We start from the raw sequence: 15,210 nt of genomic DNA, 5'->3' as shown, positions 1-15,210 counted from the left end.
ACGCATGACGAAGTTCCGTCCGTTGGTTGTGGCTGTTGCATGTGTCGCGGCGATCGGTGGGGCGGCTGTGCCCGCTGCAGCGTCTGCCGCCGAAACCGTCAAGATCGCCTGGATCGACCCGTTGTCGGGGCTGATGGGCGCGCTGGGCCAGAACCAGCTGCGCAGCTGGCAGTACATCGCCGATATGGCCACGCAGAAGAACTGGGCCGGCGACGGCACGAAGTTCGAAGTCGTGGGCTTCGACAACAAGCTCTCGCCGCAGGAAAGCCTGACCGTGCTCAAGCAGGTGGCCGATCAGGGCATCCACTACATCGTGCAGGGCAACGGCTCGAGCGTGGGCATGGCGCTGGAAGACGCCGTGGGCAAGTACAACGAGCGCAATCCGGGCAAGGAGATCATCTACCTCAACTACGCGGCGGTGGATCCGGACATGACCAACGGCAAGTGCAACTACTGGCACTTCCGCCTGGACGCCAACTCGGACATGAAGATGGAGGCTCTGACCAGCTACCTGGCCAAGGATCCGAAGGTCAAGAAGATCTATCTGATCAACCAGAACTACTCGTTCGGCCACCAGGTCGCGCGTGCGGCCAAGGAATACCTCAAGCGCAAGCGCCCGGACATCGAGATCGTCGGTGAAGACCTGCATCCGCTGGCCCAGGTGAAGGATTTCTCGCCGTACGTGGCGAAGATCAAGTCGTCGGGGGCGGACACCGTCATCACCGGCAACTGGGGAAGCGATCTTGCGCTGCTCATCAAGGCCGGCAAGGACGCGGGCCTGAACGCCAACTTCTACACCTACTACGCCTCCACCACCGGCGTGCCGACGGCCATGGGCTCGGCCGGCGCCGATCACGTGAAGTACGTCGGCTACTGGAACGTCAACAACAACGGCTTCAAGGGCGCCGACATCGTCGAGGGCTACAAAAAGAAGTACAACGACGACTTCTACCTGATGGCCTCGTACACCGGCATCGCCCTGCTGGCCAAGGCCATCAAGGACACCAAGTCGGCCGAGCCGGCCAAGGTCGCCAAGGCCTTCGAGGGCATGAAGGTCGACAGCCTGAACGGCACGTTCGAGATGCGCGCGTCCGACCATCAGGGCCAGCAGCCGCTCTACATCGCCACCTGGAAGAAGGTCGACGGCAAGGACGTCAAGTTCGACCAGGAAAATACCGGCTATGGCTGGAAGACCGATGCCGTGCTGGATGCCTACGTGGCATCGCAGCCCACTTCCTGCCAGATGAAGCGTCCTCACTGAGCACGGCAGGTGGTGCGCCGAAGGGCCGCCCGATGCTATCGTGCGGCGGTGTTTTAAACGGGACCATGGGCCGGCGCGTCCGGTTCATGCCCCGCTGAAAGGGCTGTAGCGTGGAATTCCTAGTCATCAATCTCTTGAACGGCATCAGCTACGGGCTGCTGCTGTTCATGCTGTCTTCAGGCCTGACGCTGATCTTCAGCATGATGGGCGTTCTCAACTTTGCGCATGCCAGCTTCTACATGCTGGGCGCGTATTTCGCCTACGTCGTCAGCGGCCATCTGGGCTTCTGGGCGGCGCTCATCGTGGCGCCGCTGCTGGTGGGGGCGCTGGGTGCGGTGGTCGAGCGCTTCGGCCTGCGCACGGTGCACCGCTACGGCCACGTCGCCGAACTGCTGTTCACCTTCGGCCTGGCCTATCTGATTGAAGAAGGCGTGAAGCTGGTGTGGGGCCTGCCGGCCGTGCCGTACCGCGTGCCGGAGGCACTGGATGGGCCGCTGTTCACGCTGTTCACCTCGTCGTTTCCGAAGTACCGCGCGTTCATGATGCTGGTGTCGCTGCTGATGCTGGTCGGCATCTTCCTGCTGCTCACCCGCACGCGCATCGGCCTCGTCATCCAGGCTGCGCTCACCCATCCGGACATGGTCGAGGCGCTGGGCCACAACGTGCCGCGCGTGTTCATGCTCGTGTTTGGCGGCGGCTGTGCGCTGGCCGGCCTGGCCGGGGTCATCGGCGGCAATGCCTTCGTGACCGAGCCGTCGATGGCGGCGGCGGTCGGCTCCATCGTGTTCGTGGTGGCGGTGGTGGGCGGCATGGGCTCGCTGGTGGGCGCGTTCATCGCGTCGCTGCTCATCGGCTGCATCCAGACCTTTGCCGTCACGCTGGACATCTCGGTGACGAGCATGCTTCAGAAGATCGGCGTCACGCTCAACCCCGACGTGCCGCTGATCTCGGTCTGGAACCTCACGATTGCGCAGGTTGCACCGGTGTTGCCGTATCTGCTGCTGGTGCTGATGCTGATCTTCCGCCCACGCGGGCTGATGGGTACGCGGGAGAGCTAAATGGAACGCGCCATGCCACAACAACAAACGCTGCCGCCCAACGATCGCGCGCGCACCATGAAGTTCAAGCCGGTCAACCTCGCGCGCTGGCTGATCTGGGGCGCGACCGCACTGGTGATGATCGTGCTGCCCCTGATCTGGCCGCAGGGCTTTGCCATCACGCTGCTCTCGCAGATGGGCATCATGATCATCTTCGCGCTGTCGTACAACATGCTGCTGGGCCAGTCCGGCATGCTGTCGTTCGGGCACGCGGTGTATTCAGGCCTCGGTGCCTTCATGGCCGTGCACCTGCTCAACAAGATCGGCGCGATGCAGACGCTCGGCATCGCGGGGCCGCTTGCGGTAGCGTTGCTGCCGATCGCCGGCGGGCTGGGCGGTGCGCTCTTCGGCGTGATCTTCGGTTACGTCACCACCAAGAAGTCCGGCACCACGTTTGCCATGATCACGCTCGGCATCGGAGAGATGGTCTTCGCCAGTGCGTTGATGTTCCCGGATTTCTTTGGCGGCGAGGGCGGTGTCTCGACGAACCGCAGCATCGGCGATGCGCTGCTGGGCGTCACCTTCGGGCCGGCGCGGCAGGTGTATTACCTGATCGCCGCGTGGTGCCTGATCTCCATGGCGCTCATGTACGCCTGGACGCAGACGCCGCTGGGCCGTATTGCCAACGCCGTGCGCGACAACCCCGAACGGGTGGAGTTCATCGGCTACAACACGCAGCGCGTGCGGTACCTCGTGGTGATCCTGTCGGCGTTCTTTGCGGGCATTGCCGGCGCGCTGTCGTGCATCAACTTTGAGATCGTGACGGCGGAGAACGTGTCGGCCGTACGCTCGGGCTCGGTGCTGCTGGCGGCGTTCATCGGCGGCATGGGCAGCTTCTTCGGGCCGATCATCGGCGCGGTGCTGACGGTGTTCTTCACCGTGGCGCTGTCGGGCATCACCAAGGCGTGGCTGTTGTACCTGGGCCTGTTCTTCGTGCTGATGGTCATGTACGCGCCGGGCGGCATCGCGAGCCTGCTGATGATGCACGTGCCGATCCTGCGGCGCGGCAAGGTCAAGACACTGTTGCCGGCCTACGGCATGGCGATCGTGCCGGCGGCCATTCTCCTGGTGGCCCTGATCTCCACCGTGGAGATGATCTACGCGGTGCAGGACGACAGCTCGGGTGGTGTGGCCACGCTGTTCGGCCTGGCCGTCGAACCGACGACCTTGAAGCCGTGGGCCATCACCGCCGTGCTGTGGCTGGTGGGCGCCTTCGGTCTGCGTGCGGCAGCGGGCAGGCTGCGCACGTCCTGGGACAACGCATTGCAGGAGCCGCAACCATGAGCCAACCGACCGCAGCACTGGAGTTGCGCGACGTCCGCAAGCGCTTCGGCGCGACTGAGATCATTCGCGGCGTCAACCTGACCATCGGCAAGGGCGAGCGCCATGCGCTCATCGGGCCGAACGGCGCCGGCAAGTCGACCACGTTCAACCTGATCTCTGGCCGCTTCCCCGCCACCTCGGGCAGCGTGAAGCTCAATGGCGAAGAGATCAGCGGCCTGGCGCCGTTCGAGATCAACCGCAAGGGCCTGTCGCGCAGCTTCCAGATCACCAACATCTTCCATCGGCTCTCGGTGTTCGAGAACCTGCGCTGCGCGGTGCTCTGGTCGCTCGGCTACAAGTATTCGTTCTGGCACAAGCTCGCCGAGCTGCGGGATGCGCGCGAACGTGCCGAGGAGGTGCTCGAGCAGATCGGCATGACGCACCGGCGCGATGCCGCCGCGGGCCTGCTGACGTATGCCGAGCAGCGCGCGCTGGAGATCGGCATCACCATCGCCGGCGGCGCCGACGTGATCCTGCTCGACGAGCCGACGGCCGGCATGAGCCGCTCAGAATCCGACCACGCGGTGGACCTCATCCGCAAGGTCACCGTCGGCAAGACGCTGGTGATGGTCGAGCACGACATGAGCGTCGTCTTCGGCCTGGCGGACCGCATCTCGGTGCTGGTCTACGGCGAGGTGATCGCCACCGACACCCCCGAGGCCATTCGCAACAACCGCCGCGTGAAGGAGGCTTACCTCGGCACCACGCTGGACGAACCTGCAGGAGCGCACTGATGGCGACGAATACTCCGATGCTGGAGGTGCGCGGCCTCCACGCGTATTACGGCAAGAGCCACATCCTGCACGGCGTCGACATGCACGTCGGCGAAGGCGAGATCGTCGCGCTGCTGGGGCGCAACGGGGTGGGACGCTCGACGCTGGCCAAGTCGATCATGGGCATGGTTCGGCACGAAGGCGAGATCCTGCTGCGCGGCAAGAACGTCAGCGGCCTGCGCACGTTCGAGGTGGCGCACCAGGGCATCGGCTACGTGCCCGAGAACCGCGACATCTTTCCCACGCTCACGGTGCGGCAGAACCTGCTGCTGGGCGAGAAGCGCAACCCGAACAGCCCCAAGCCGCGCTGGCAGATCGACGACATGTACCAGATGTTCCCGCGCCTGAAGGAGCGCGAGAACACCGCCGCGGGCGTGCTCTCGGGCGGCGAGCAGCAGATGCTGACGCTGTGCCGCACGCTGATGGGCGACCCGGATTTCATCATCATCGACGAGCCCACGGAAGGCTTGGCGCCGCTGATCGTCACGCTGGTGGGCGAATACCTGAAGACGCTCAAGGAGCGGGGGATTTCCGTGCTGCTCGTCGAGCAGAAGCTGGCGATTGCGCTGGACATCTCACAGCGTGTCTATGTGATGGGGCACGGGCAGATCGTGTTTGAAGGCACGCCCGCGCAGTTGAAGGCCGACGCCAAGGTGCGGCAGGAGTGGTTGGAAGTCTGACCCGGCAAGGCGCAGGATGGGCGCGGGCGTCCGTCCTTGCGCGCTAGCCGGTGGCTTCCTCGATGAGCAGGTCGAGCTGGGCGATGACGTTGCTGGTGTCGGGCTCGCCGCGCGTCTTGGCAAGTGCCGCCTTGAGCGTTTCGCGCAGCGCGATCAGCTCGCTGATGCTGCCGGCCTTCTCGACCTTCATTTCCAGCAGATAGCCGCGCAGGCCCAGATAGCGGCTGATGGTTTCGGTATAGAAGCGGTAGAGACGCTGATAGCCTTCGACACCCTGATCGCCCGGCGCCGCTACAACTGGCGTAGGGGCCGGCGCCGCCTTCGCCGCCACTGGGCTTCCGACATGGATGCGGATGTAGCCGCCTTGTTCCAGCTCGTCGAACACCGCCTGCGTCATGCCGAGCGGCTGCAGCTGGAGGAGGATGTCGTCGCAGGTCTTTTCGCCGTTGACCATCAGCAGCACCGCGCGATGCCGCTGGTCGAGACGGTTCGCGCGCGTGCGGATCTCGTCCTGGCCCTTTTCGGTCTTTTGGTAGATCGTGGTGGTCATGCTGTCTCCCTCGGCTGGCGCGTCTGCAAGGCACGCTCTGGCTCTACAATAGATCGATCATAACCGCCCGGGCGCGGCATGCGGCTCCGTCGCAACCCGGATAGCACAACGCGCAAGATCGCGCATCCACCAGAGCGAGACAAGCAACGATGCAGCAACGCGACAAGCTTTTCATCAATGGCAAGTGGGTGGCGCCGCAAGGCAAGGGCGTCATTGAAGTGATTCATTCGGCCACCGAAGAGGTGATTGGAACGATTCCCGAAGGCAGCGCCGCCGACGCGGAGGCCGCCGTGGCCGCCGCACGCGCCGCATTCGACGCGTGGGCCGCCACGCCGGTGGCCAAGCGCGCCGAATACGTTCAGAAGATCGCTGATGGCCTCAAGGCCCGCAGCGAAGAACTCGCCCAGCTGATTGCCGGCGAAGTCGGCATGCCGATCAAGCTGGCGCGCGCGATCCAGGTGGGCGGCCCGGTCTACAACTGGGGCAATTTCGCCAAGTTGCTCGGCACGTTCGAGTTTGAAGAGCGCGTCGGCAATTCGCTGGTGGTGCGCGAGCCCGTGGGCGTGGTGGGCGCCATCACGCCGTGGAACTATCCGCTCAACCAGATCACGCTGAAGGTCGCCCCCGCGCTCGCGGCCGGCTGCACCGTGGTGCTCAAGCCGTCGGAAGTGGCGCCGCTCAACGCCTTCGTGCTTGCCGAAGTGATTGAGGAAGCGGGCCTGCCGCCCGGTGTGTTCAACCTCGTCACCGGCTATGGCCCCGTCGTGGGCGAGGTGCTGGCGAGCCACCCGGATGTCGACATGGTGTCGTTCACGGGCTCTACGCGCGCAGGCAAGCGTGTGGCCGAACTGGCCGCGCAGACGGTCAAGCGCGTCGCGCTGGAGCTTGGCGGCAAGTCGGCCTCGGTGATCCTGGATGACGCGGATCTGGCCGCGGCGGTGAAGGGCACGCTGTCGGCATGTTTCCTCAACTCGGGGCAGACGTGCTCGGCCCACACGCGCATGCTGGTGCCGCGCGCCAAGTATGAAGAAGTGAAGGCGCTGGCCGCGCAGTTCGCCGCCAGCTACATGCCGGGCGACCCCGCGCAGGAAACGACGCGCCTCGGACCGCTGATCTCCGCCGTGCAGCGCGATCGCGTGCTGGGTTACATCCGCAAGGGGCTGGAAGAGGGCGCGGAACTCATCGCCGGCGGGCCCGAGACTCCGGACGGTTTCGCCAAGGGCTTCTTCGTCAAGCCGACGATACTCGGCAACGTCAAGACCACCGACACCGTTGCGCGCGAAGAGATCTTCGGCCCCGTGCTGACCGTGATCTGCTACGACGACGAGGAAGACGCCATCCGCATCGCCAACGACAGCATCTACGGGCTGGGCGGCGGCGTGTGGTCGGGCGACGAGGCGCGGGCGATCCGCGTGGCGCGGCGCATCCGCACCGGGCAGGTCGACATCAATGGCGGGCCGTTCAACATGCAGGCGCCGTTTGGCGGCTACAAGCAGTCGGGCAACGGGCGCGAAAACGGCAAGTACGGGCTCGAGGAGTTCCTCGAGTACAAGGCGCTGCAGCTCAAACCAGTGCAGGCGTCCTGACGGCCCTGCGCCCAAACGAAAACCCGGCTTCGGCCGGGCTTTTTGCTTACTTGCGGCTGCCGTCGCGGTTGTAGCCCTGCGCGGTGCCCTCGGCCAGGATGCGCGTCCAGACCGCGTTGCGCTCTTCGTCGGTCATGAAGACCCAGTTGCTGACTTCGAGCTGGGTGCGCCCGCAGCCCTGGCAGACCTCGTCGAACAGGGTCGAGCAGATGCCGATGCACGGGCTGTCGGGGCGGCCGAGCAAGGTGCTGCCGGAAGCACGGGTTTCGTCGTCGGACATGGGAGTGAGCGCGGTCGATTCGGTCATGGGCGCGATTTTACCGGCTTCCGTCCAGCGCTCAGCCGGTGGTGCGCTGGCTGACATGGTCGGCCGCCGCCGACAGCGACAGCGCTGAATTCACCAGCGCAATATGCGAGAACGCCTGCGGAAAGTTGCCAACCAGCCGGCGCGCGCGCGGATCGTATTCTTCGGCCAGCAGGCCCACGTCGTTGCGCAGCGCGAGCAGCTTCGTGAACAGCGCGCGCCCCTCGTCGTGGCGCCCCTGCATGACGAGGTTGTCCACGTACCAGAAGCTGCAGGCGAGGAACACGCCTTCGCCCTGGGGCAGGCCATCGGCGACGGCCTCGGTGCGGTATCGGCGGACGAGCCCATCGACGAGCAGGTCTTCTTCGACTGCCTTGACCGTGCCGACGATGCGCGGGTCGGAGGCGGGCAGGAAGCCCACCAGCGGCAGCATGAGCAGGGCGGCGTCGAGCTCCTCGCTGCCGTAGCTCTGCACGAAGCAGTTGCGCCGGGTGTTGTAGCCGTGCGCGCAGACCTCGGCGTGGATGCGATCGCGCACGCCGCGCCAGCGCTCCACGGGGCCGTCCAGCTTGAATTGCTCGATGGTCTTGACGGCGCGGTCGAATGCCACCCACGCCATCACCTTGGAATGCGTGAAGTGCCGCGACGGGCCGCGGACTTCCCAGATGCCCTCGTCGGGCGTCTGCCAGATGCTCTCCAGGTGCGTCATCAGCGCAACCTGCAGGCGCCAGGACGCCTCGTCGCCATCCAGGCCGCCCTTGCGTGCGAGGTACAGCGCGTCCATCAGTTCGCCGTACACGTCCAGCTGAAGCTGCAGCGCCGCCGCGTTGCCCACGCGCACGGGCTGCGCGCCCTCGTAGCCCGGCAGCCACGGGACGACCCATTCGCCCAACCGCCGTTCGCCTGCAATCCCGTACATGATCTGCACCTGCGCGGGGCTGCCGGCAATGGCGCGCTCAAGCCATTCGCGCCAGGCGCGCGCTTCGTTGTAGTAGCCGGCGTTCATGAGGGCAAGCAGGGTGAGCGTGGCGTCGCGCAGCCAGCAGTAGCGGTAATCCCAGTTGCGCACGCCGCCGAGCTGTTCGGGCAGCGAAGTCGTGGGCGCGGCCACCACGCCGCCGGTGCGGTAGTAGGTGAGCGCCTTGAGCGTGATCAGCGAGCGCTCGACGGCTTCCGTCCACTCGCCCGCGCCCGTGCAGCGGCCGGACCACGCACGCCAGCGCGCTTCCACGTCGACCTGCGCTTCGATGGCATCGATGGAGCCCGGCAGCGGCAGGTGCGATGGCGAATGCGTCAGCACAAACGGCATCGCTTCGCCCTCGCTGACGGAGAACTCGGCTACGGTGGAGAGGTTCTCGCCGCGGATCGGCGCGGGCGTGCGCAAGGTCGTCATGTCGGGCCCGGCGATGGCTCGCAGCACGCAGTCCGGCATGTCGCACGGGCCGTCGGCCGGCACGCCGGTCGCCTCCGAGACGCGGCTGACCCACGGCACCGAGGCCCCGTAGTCGAAACGCAGCGTGAGGTCCATGCGCATGTCAACGGTGCCAGACAGGCCGCGGACGATGCGCACGAGGTCAGAGGTGTCGTCCCGCGCGCTGGTGGTGCCGGGCAGGCGGGCCGTCATGAAGTCGGTCAGGCTGACGGTGCCGGTGGCCGTTTCGAACACCGTTTCCAGCACCAGCGTGCCGGGCAGGTAGCGGCGGCGCACGGCGCGCACCTCGCCCTGCGGGGCGATGCGCCAGCGGCCGTGGTCGGGCGTGCCGAGCAGGGCGGCAAAACAGGCGCCGGAATCAAAGCGCGGCCAGCACAGCCAGTCGATCGACCCATCGCGCGAGACCAAGGCAGCGGTTTCACAGTCGCCAATCAACGCGTAATCTTCGATTTTCGAGGGCATTGCACTCCACTCCGCAGCACTTTGACGAGGCCGTGACCATGCATGACAGCACCCGCATCCTGCTTGAATACAACGCCGGGCGCGATCCTGAAAGGCTCATCCGGAAGCTGGATGCCATCGCGGCCGACCCGTTTGCCTTCTTTCGCGGCACCAACAACCTGTATGCGGCCTCGCTGGCCGACGCTGCGCTGCTGCACGAAGCGCCGCGCACGCTCGTCTGCGGCGACTTGCATCTCGACAACTTCGGCAGCTTCAAGGGCGACAACGGCCTCGTCTATTTCGACATGAACGATTTTGACGAGGCCCTGGCCGCGCCGTTCACGGTCGATCTCGTGCGCGTGCTCTCGAGCCTGCAGGTCGCGGCCTACGGCTGGAAGCTCGCCGACGAAGACGCGCACAACCTGTGCCGCCGTTTCCTGGATACGTATGCAACCACGCTGGTGGACGGCAAGGCGCGCTGGGTGGAGCGCGCCACGGCCAGCGGCATCGTGCGAGACCTGCTGCGCGGCCTGCGCAAGCGCAACCGCGCCGCCTATCTCGCCGAGCGCACGGAGCGCAGCGGCAACCGGGTCCGCCTGCGCATCGACGGCCGCCGCACCCTGCGTGCAAGCAAAGACGAGGCCCGCCGCGCGCGCCGTATCCTGCAGGCCTATGGCGAGCAGGGCAACGGCCATGGCCAGCGCTTCGTCGCCGTGGACGTGGCGCGCCGCATCGCCGGCACGGGCAGCCTCGGGCTGGAGCGCTACACGGTGCTGGCGCGCCCGGAAGACGACCCCGCCACGCTGCGTCTGATCGACATCAAGCTCGCCGTGCCAAGCGTGTGGGCCGGCGTACTCGGCAGCGCGGGCAGCGTGGCGCCGTGGCCCAGCGAGGCGGCGCGCGTGGTCGGCATCCAGCGTATCTCGCAGGCCATCTCGCCGGCGCTGCTGCGTGGCGTCGTCTATGGGGCCAAGCGGGAGGCGGCCAAGTCGTACGTGGTCAAAAGCCTGCAGCCGACGGCCGACCGCGTGGCGCTGGGCTCGGGCAAGCGCGTGGTGGCAGACCTGGACGACGCGCTCCAGACCATGGCCCGCGTGGCGGCCTGGTGCCATCTGCGCGGTTGCGGCCGGCGCGGCACCGATCTCGTCGACACGCTGCAGGACTATGCCGCCGGCACGGCGTGGCGAAAATCGGCACTGGAGCTGGCTGCGCATGGGCGCAAGGTATCGCTGCGGCAATGGGCGGACTACGCCGAGGACTACCGCGCGGCGCGCGGCACGAGCGGCCGCAAGGCGCGCTGAAAGCGGCTGGCCGGCCACGCCCATGCGCTGCAGCGCACATCAGCCCTCAAGTTCGGCCCGGCACGAACCGATAGTGCAGGTAGCCGGCCGCCCGGCGCGATGGTCGCGCCTGCGTGAAGCGCCGTGCACGCCACTCTCCCGCGCCCATGTCCGCTCGCCTGACCATCCGCACCCGACTGGTGCTTTCGGTTTCCGTCCTCTTCCTGCTTGCCTTGTTGATCGGTGTGACTGGCTTGCTGGGCCTGCGCGGTGCCAACCTGGCACACGAGGAAACCTTCACCAATCAATTCCCGTCTGCGCTTGCGCTGGGCGAATCGGATCTGAGCCTGACGCGTGCCCGCACCGCGCTCGACAAGGCGATGCTGTATCCGAATGACAAGGGCGCGATGAAGCTGCTCGATCGCACCGAAGAGCTGATCGCGCGGTCGGATGAAGCGTGGAAGACCTACCTGACGCTGCCCCGCAGCGAGGAAGAAGACCGCCTCGCCAAGGAGGTCGCCACCGCGCGCGAAGCCGCGGCGGGCAGCCTGCGTGACATCATCAAGGCACTGCGCGCGGGCGATCGCGCGACGGCTGACGACATCATGGAAAAGCGCGTGTCCAACGCCTTCCGCGATTCCAACGACAAGAGCCTGGCGCTGAGCAAGAAGCAACTGGCCTTCTCCAAGGCCAACTATGACGCGTCGCAGCAGGCGTATGCGCGCTTTCGTGTGATCGTGGCGGCGGCTATTGTCGTCGCGCTGGTGGTGGCGCTGTGGTGTGCGTGGTCGCTGCTGCGCGCGATCGTCGGGCCGCTGGATGCCGCGCTGGCACAGTTCGATCGCATTGCTGCGGGCGACTTGACCCAGCCCGTGCGCGTGGATCGCCACGACGAGATGGGCCGCCTGCTCGAAGGCCTGGCCCGCATGCAGGGCGCGCTCACCGACACCGTGCGCCGCGTGCGCTCGGGCTCCGAGTCGATCGGCGCGGCCACCAAGCAGATTGCCGCGGGCAATGCCGATCTGTCGCAGCGCACCGAAGAGCAGGCCAGCTCGCTGGAAGAGACCGCATCGAGCATGGAGGAGATGACCTCCATCGTCCGCCAGAACGCCGACAACGCACGCCAGGCCAGCCAGTTGGCCGACAGCGCTTCCGAAGTCGCCGCGCAGGGCGGGGCCGTGGTGACCGACGTGGTGGCGACCATGCGCGAGATCAGCGCGTCGTCGCGCACGGTCTCGGAGATCATCGGCGTGATCGATGGCATTGCGTTCCAGACCAACATTCTTGCGCTCAACGCCGCCGTGGAAGCGGCGCGTGCGGGCGAGCAGGGCCGCGGCTTTGCGGTGGTGGCCGGCGAGGTGCGCAACCTGGCGCAGCGCAGCGCCGCCGCTGCCAAGGAAATCAAGGAGATGATCGAGGCGTCGCTCTCCAAGGTGGAGGCCGGCAGCGCGCTGGCGGAGCGCGCGGGCAGCACGATGGAAGACATCGTGTCGTCCATCCGCCGCGTGACCGACATCATGGGCGAGATCGCGGCCGCCTCGAACGAGCAGAGCTCCGGCATCGAGCAGGTCAACAAGGCCGTCACGCTCATGGACGAAGCCACGCAGCAGAACGCCGCGCTGGTGGAGCAAGCCGCAGCGGCCGCTGAATCGCTGGAAGAGCAGGCGCAGGCGCTGAACGCCGCCATCGCGGCATTCCGGCTGGCCTGATCGCGTCGCATCGCTACGTTGCGTCGCCTGGAAGGGGACGGACGGGTACGGCAATCGCTTGCCTTGAACGCCGTTTTGGTGGATATCACCGGCTGGCTCATTCAAGGAATCGCACCATGCCGTTCATCCTTGCCGCGTTCGCGCTCGTCGGTCTGCTGGTTTATGGCGCGGCCCGCTTGTATCTCCAGGTCGCTTCAGCGTATGGGGCGGTGGTTGGGGCCGCGGCCGTGCTGCTGGCGGCTGGGTTGCTCGTGGCGCTCGCCCTGACGCTGGTTCGGCGCCATCGCGCCATCCATGGCGTCAATGTGAAGGGGCAGCGCGTCGTCTCGCTCAGCGGCAGCTGGGGCCAGGTTGCCGTCGATGCCGAACAGAAGCGCGGCACGCTGAGCCTGCATGGGCAGAACGCCCGCTTTCTCTTTGCCGATATTGCCGGCGCCGATGCGGTCGAGCGCGAAGGCGCCTGGACGTTGGCGCTGCGGCTGAAGCATCAAGCGCAGCCAGAATGGCCGATCCCGATGCGCAGTCGCCAGGAAGCGAAGCGCTGGGCGCGGATCTTCGACCTTGCGGCGGCCCAGGAGCTGTGACCGCTTATTCCGTCGTGCTCGGGTTCCAGAACGCCTGGGCCACGTGCGGCTGCGCCTGCAGCGACGCCACGATGCGGTCGAGTTCGGCCGCGTTCACCGCGGTCGACATCAGCATGGCTTCGATCTCCACGTGGTCTTCGCCAAACGGCTCGACCGACAGGTCGCTGATCGGGTAGCTGGCTTCTTCCAGCAGACGTTCCAGGTCGGCCAGCACTTCTTTCTGGCGCTCGCCGGTGGAGATGACGCACATCGTGTACGTGACTTCACTGGCCTGGTTGTCGAGTGGCGTACGGTTGATGCGGTCCACCACGGGCCGCAGCAGGATGTTCGATGCCAGCACAAATAGCGTAATGAGGATGGCCTGGCCCACCAGGTCCGACCCCGCCGCGGCACCCACCGCGGCCGAGCCCCACAGCGTGGCGGCGGTATTCAGCCCGCGCACGTTCAGCCCTTCCTTCATGATGGTGCCGGCACCCAGGAAGCCGACGCCCGACACCACGTAGGCGATCACGCGCGTGGTGTCCGATGCGGTGCCGATCTGCGCAGCCATGTCGACGAACGCCGATGCCGCGACCGCCACCAGCGCGTTGGTGCGCAGCCCCGCAGTCCGCTGCCTGACCTGCCGCTCGAAGCCGATCAACGACCCGAGCGCAAAGGCCGAGGCAAGGCTGATGAACGAATCGACCAGCGTGGCGACATTGAGATGGACGAGGGCTTGCAGCGTCATCGGCGGCTCCTTGTTCTTGGTTTTGCAGACCGGAGTCTTGGTAAAAGCGCCGATGGTTATAGCACGGCGCCATGACACGCCGTGCGGGCCGGGAGGCCGGACGGCTACTTATAGTCCCACTGCATCTGCTCGGGAATCGGCACGTCGTCCGACGTCTCGAGGCAGCGGTCGAGGTAGGCCAGCAGCGAGCGCGGCTGGAAGCCCGTCTCCTGCACCAGCCGCGTGTTGTCGAACACGTAGCTCATGCTGGCGAACTTGGCATACAGGTGGATGCAGCGCGCGACCAGGCGCACATTGCCGTCGCCGGTCATGCTCAGGAATTTGCGGGCCAGCGCCTTTTCCGCGATCTTTTCCTGGTACACGTAGCCGGCCAGCGCCTGGGCGTCTTCTTCCGCCGTCTTGCAGCGCTTGAAGCGCGGATACAGCGTCTCAATGCGCTCGGAGTTCGCATCGCCCGCGCTGATGTGATACAGGTCGTACGCCAGCGTGGGCTTGGTCGACAGTTGCACGATGGCCTCGGCGCAGTCGTCCACGGGCAGGATGTCGACGCGGTCGCTCAGGCGGCAGCTGAACGTCTCGAGCATCGCCACCATGCGCAGCATCCAGAAGATGCTGCCCGACGGCTCGCACCCCAGCGTGCTGTGGCCGACCACGATGGAGGGCCGCACCACCACCAGCGGCAGTTCGGGCACGGCCTCGCGCAGCTTCAGTTCGGCCATCCCCTTGGAGTACGTATACGGCACCGCGTGCTGCTCGATGGGCGGCACCTGCCAGCTTTCGCTGACGTGCCGATCGGCCAGCTGGCCGCACGACATGGCCGTGCCGATCTGCACGAAACGCTTCAGGCGTGAGCCCTGCGCCGCCAGCTTGCCCAGCGCCAATACGCCACCTACGTTGGTTTCCCACAACGACGGATGGTTCGAGAACGTGGCCAGCGCCGCGCAGTTGATGATGATTTCTGGATCGCCCAGCCTGGCTGCGCCAGCATCGCGCAGGTCGAACGGCACGATCTGCGATTCCGTGATGGCGTCCAGCGTGCCCGCGTCGAACTCGAACCGGCGCAGGTTGCTGCGCAGCCGCGCCAGCCCTTCGGCCGGGGTGTCACCGCGCACTGCAAAGCGTGTATCGGCCAGCAAACCTTTGGCAGCGAGGTTGGCGGCAATGGCGCCGCCCACAAAACCGGTCGCGCCGGTCAGCAAAATGCTCATGCGAGAAAACTCGAATTTCCTGAGTGCAAAGCGGGCGACCGACCCGCGTGCGAACAACGCTACCGCGCCCGCGCCGGCAAGCTCGCTGACAGCGCAGCCAGGGCCGGGGACGGACGATGGCGTCAGATGAAGGCGCGCATGCAAAACGGGCTTCGAGCCGCATGAACGGCCTGGTGCCGTACGGCCCGAAACGTGCGCAGAATCGGCGATTTATAAGAATGTAACCTTTCACGCGCCTTTCAGGCTCCCCCTCCG

14 protein-coding genes are annotated in these 15,210 nt (G+C 66.3%); 9 read left to right on the top strand and 5 right to left on the bottom strand.

Annotation, left to right across the window (positions count from 1 at the left end; genetic code table 11):
• Positions 1–4: 4 nt before the first annotated feature.
• The 5 genes from TK49_RS11820 (at position 5) to TK49_RS11800 (ending at position 5,134) form a co-directional block, all read left to right on the top strand.
• Positions 5–1,261, top strand: coding sequence for a branched-chain amino acid ABC transporter substrate-binding protein (locus TK49_RS11820; RefSeq protein ID WP_045786872.1), 1,257 nt, complete (start codon positions 5–7; stop codon positions 1,259–1,261).
• A gap of 110 nt (positions 1,262–1,371) precedes the next feature.
• Positions 1,372–2,319: a branched-chain amino acid ABC transporter permease gene (locus TK49_RS11815; RefSeq protein WP_045786871.1), complete on the top strand. Its 948-nt coding sequence runs from the start codon at positions 1,372–1,374 to the stop codon at positions 2,317–2,319.
• The gene (locus TK49_RS11810; protein WP_045786870.1) at positions 2,320–3,642 is read left to right on the top strand and encodes a branched-chain amino acid ABC transporter permease; all 1,323 of its coding nucleotides are present in this window, start codon (positions 2,320–2,322) and stop codon (positions 3,640–3,642) included.
• A complete protein-coding gene (locus TK49_RS11805) occupies positions 3,639–4,415 on the top strand; it encodes an ABC transporter ATP-binding protein (RefSeq protein ID WP_045786869.1) in 777 nt (258 codons plus the stop codon). Before TK49_RS11810 ends, TK49_RS11805 begins: the two co-directional genes overlap by 4 nt.
• Positions 4,415–5,134: an ABC transporter ATP-binding protein gene (locus tag TK49_RS11800; protein WP_045786868.1), complete on the top strand. Its 720-nt coding sequence runs from the start codon at positions 4,415–4,417 to the stop codon at positions 5,132–5,134. Before TK49_RS11805 ends, TK49_RS11800 begins: the two co-directional genes overlap by 1 nt.
• A 43-nt stretch (positions 5,135–5,177) precedes the next feature.
• Here TK49_RS11800 and TK49_RS11795 read toward each other — a convergent pair whose 3' ends face one another.
• Positions 5,178–5,684, bottom strand: a complete 507-nt coding sequence (locus tag TK49_RS11795; RefSeq protein WP_045786867.1) for a hypothetical protein — start codon at positions 5,682–5,684, stop codon at positions 5,178–5,180.
• A gap of 149 nt (positions 5,685–5,833) precedes the next feature.
• On the opposite strand from TK49_RS11795, the gene TK49_RS11790 reads away from it, so the two are divergent.
• Complete coding sequence (locus TK49_RS11790) at positions 5,834–7,270, top strand: aldehyde dehydrogenase family protein (RefSeq protein WP_045786866.1); 1,437 nt, start codon at positions 5,834–5,836, stop codon at positions 7,268–7,270.
• 46 nt (positions 7,271–7,316) lie between these two features.
• Here the strand turns inward: TK49_RS11790 and TK49_RS11785 are convergent, their stop codons facing one another.
• Positions 7,317–7,577, bottom strand: coding sequence for a DUF1289 domain-containing protein (locus TK49_RS11785; RefSeq protein ID WP_045786865.1), 261 nt, complete (start codon positions 7,575–7,577; stop codon positions 7,317–7,319).
• A gap of 31 nt (positions 7,578–7,608) precedes the next feature.
• Complete coding sequence (locus TK49_RS11780; protein WP_045786864.1) at positions 7,609–9,468, bottom strand: glycoside hydrolase family 15 protein; 1,860 nt, start codon at positions 9,466–9,468, stop codon at positions 7,609–7,611.
• Positions 9,469–9,506: 38 nt separating this feature from the next.
• On the opposite strand from TK49_RS11780, the gene TK49_RS11775 reads away from it, so the two are divergent.
• The 3 genes from TK49_RS11775 (at position 9,507) to TK49_RS11765 (ending at position 13,020) form a co-directional block, all read left to right on the top strand.
• Positions 9,507–10,748, top strand: a complete 1,242-nt coding sequence (locus TK49_RS11775) for a DUF2252 family protein (protein WP_045787863.1) — start codon at positions 9,507–9,509, stop codon at positions 10,746–10,748.
• A 146-nt stretch (positions 10,749–10,894) separates the two neighbouring features.
• Complete coding sequence (locus TK49_RS11770) at positions 10,895–12,436, top strand: methyl-accepting chemotaxis protein (RefSeq protein ID WP_045786863.1); 1,542 nt, start codon at positions 10,895–10,897, stop codon at positions 12,434–12,436.
• A gap of 116 nt (positions 12,437–12,552) precedes the next feature.
• Complete coding sequence (locus tag TK49_RS11765) at positions 12,553–13,020, top strand: hypothetical protein (RefSeq protein WP_045786862.1); 468 nt, start codon at positions 12,553–12,555, stop codon at positions 13,018–13,020.
• A 4-nt stretch (positions 13,021–13,024) separates the two neighbouring features.
• On the opposite strand, the gene TK49_RS11760 is transcribed toward TK49_RS11765, so the two are convergent.
• Positions 13,025–13,747, bottom strand: coding sequence for an MgtC/SapB family protein (locus TK49_RS11760; RefSeq protein WP_082062902.1), 723 nt, complete (start codon positions 13,745–13,747; stop codon positions 13,025–13,027).
• Between the two features lie 104 nt (positions 13,748–13,851).
• A complete protein-coding gene (locus TK49_RS11755; RefSeq protein ID WP_045786861.1) occupies positions 13,852–14,955 on the bottom strand; it encodes an SDR family oxidoreductase in 1,104 nt (367 codons plus the stop codon).
• Positions 14,956–15,210: the final 255 nt, after the last annotated feature.

Origin of the sequence: Ralstonia mannitolilytica (assembly GCF_000954135.1) — a bacterium.
Classification (GTDB): domain Bacteria; phylum Pseudomonadota; class Gammaproteobacteria; order Burkholderiales; family Burkholderiaceae; genus Ralstonia; species Ralstonia mannitolilytica.
This window is presented reverse-complemented; position numbering and strand designations above follow the sequence as displayed.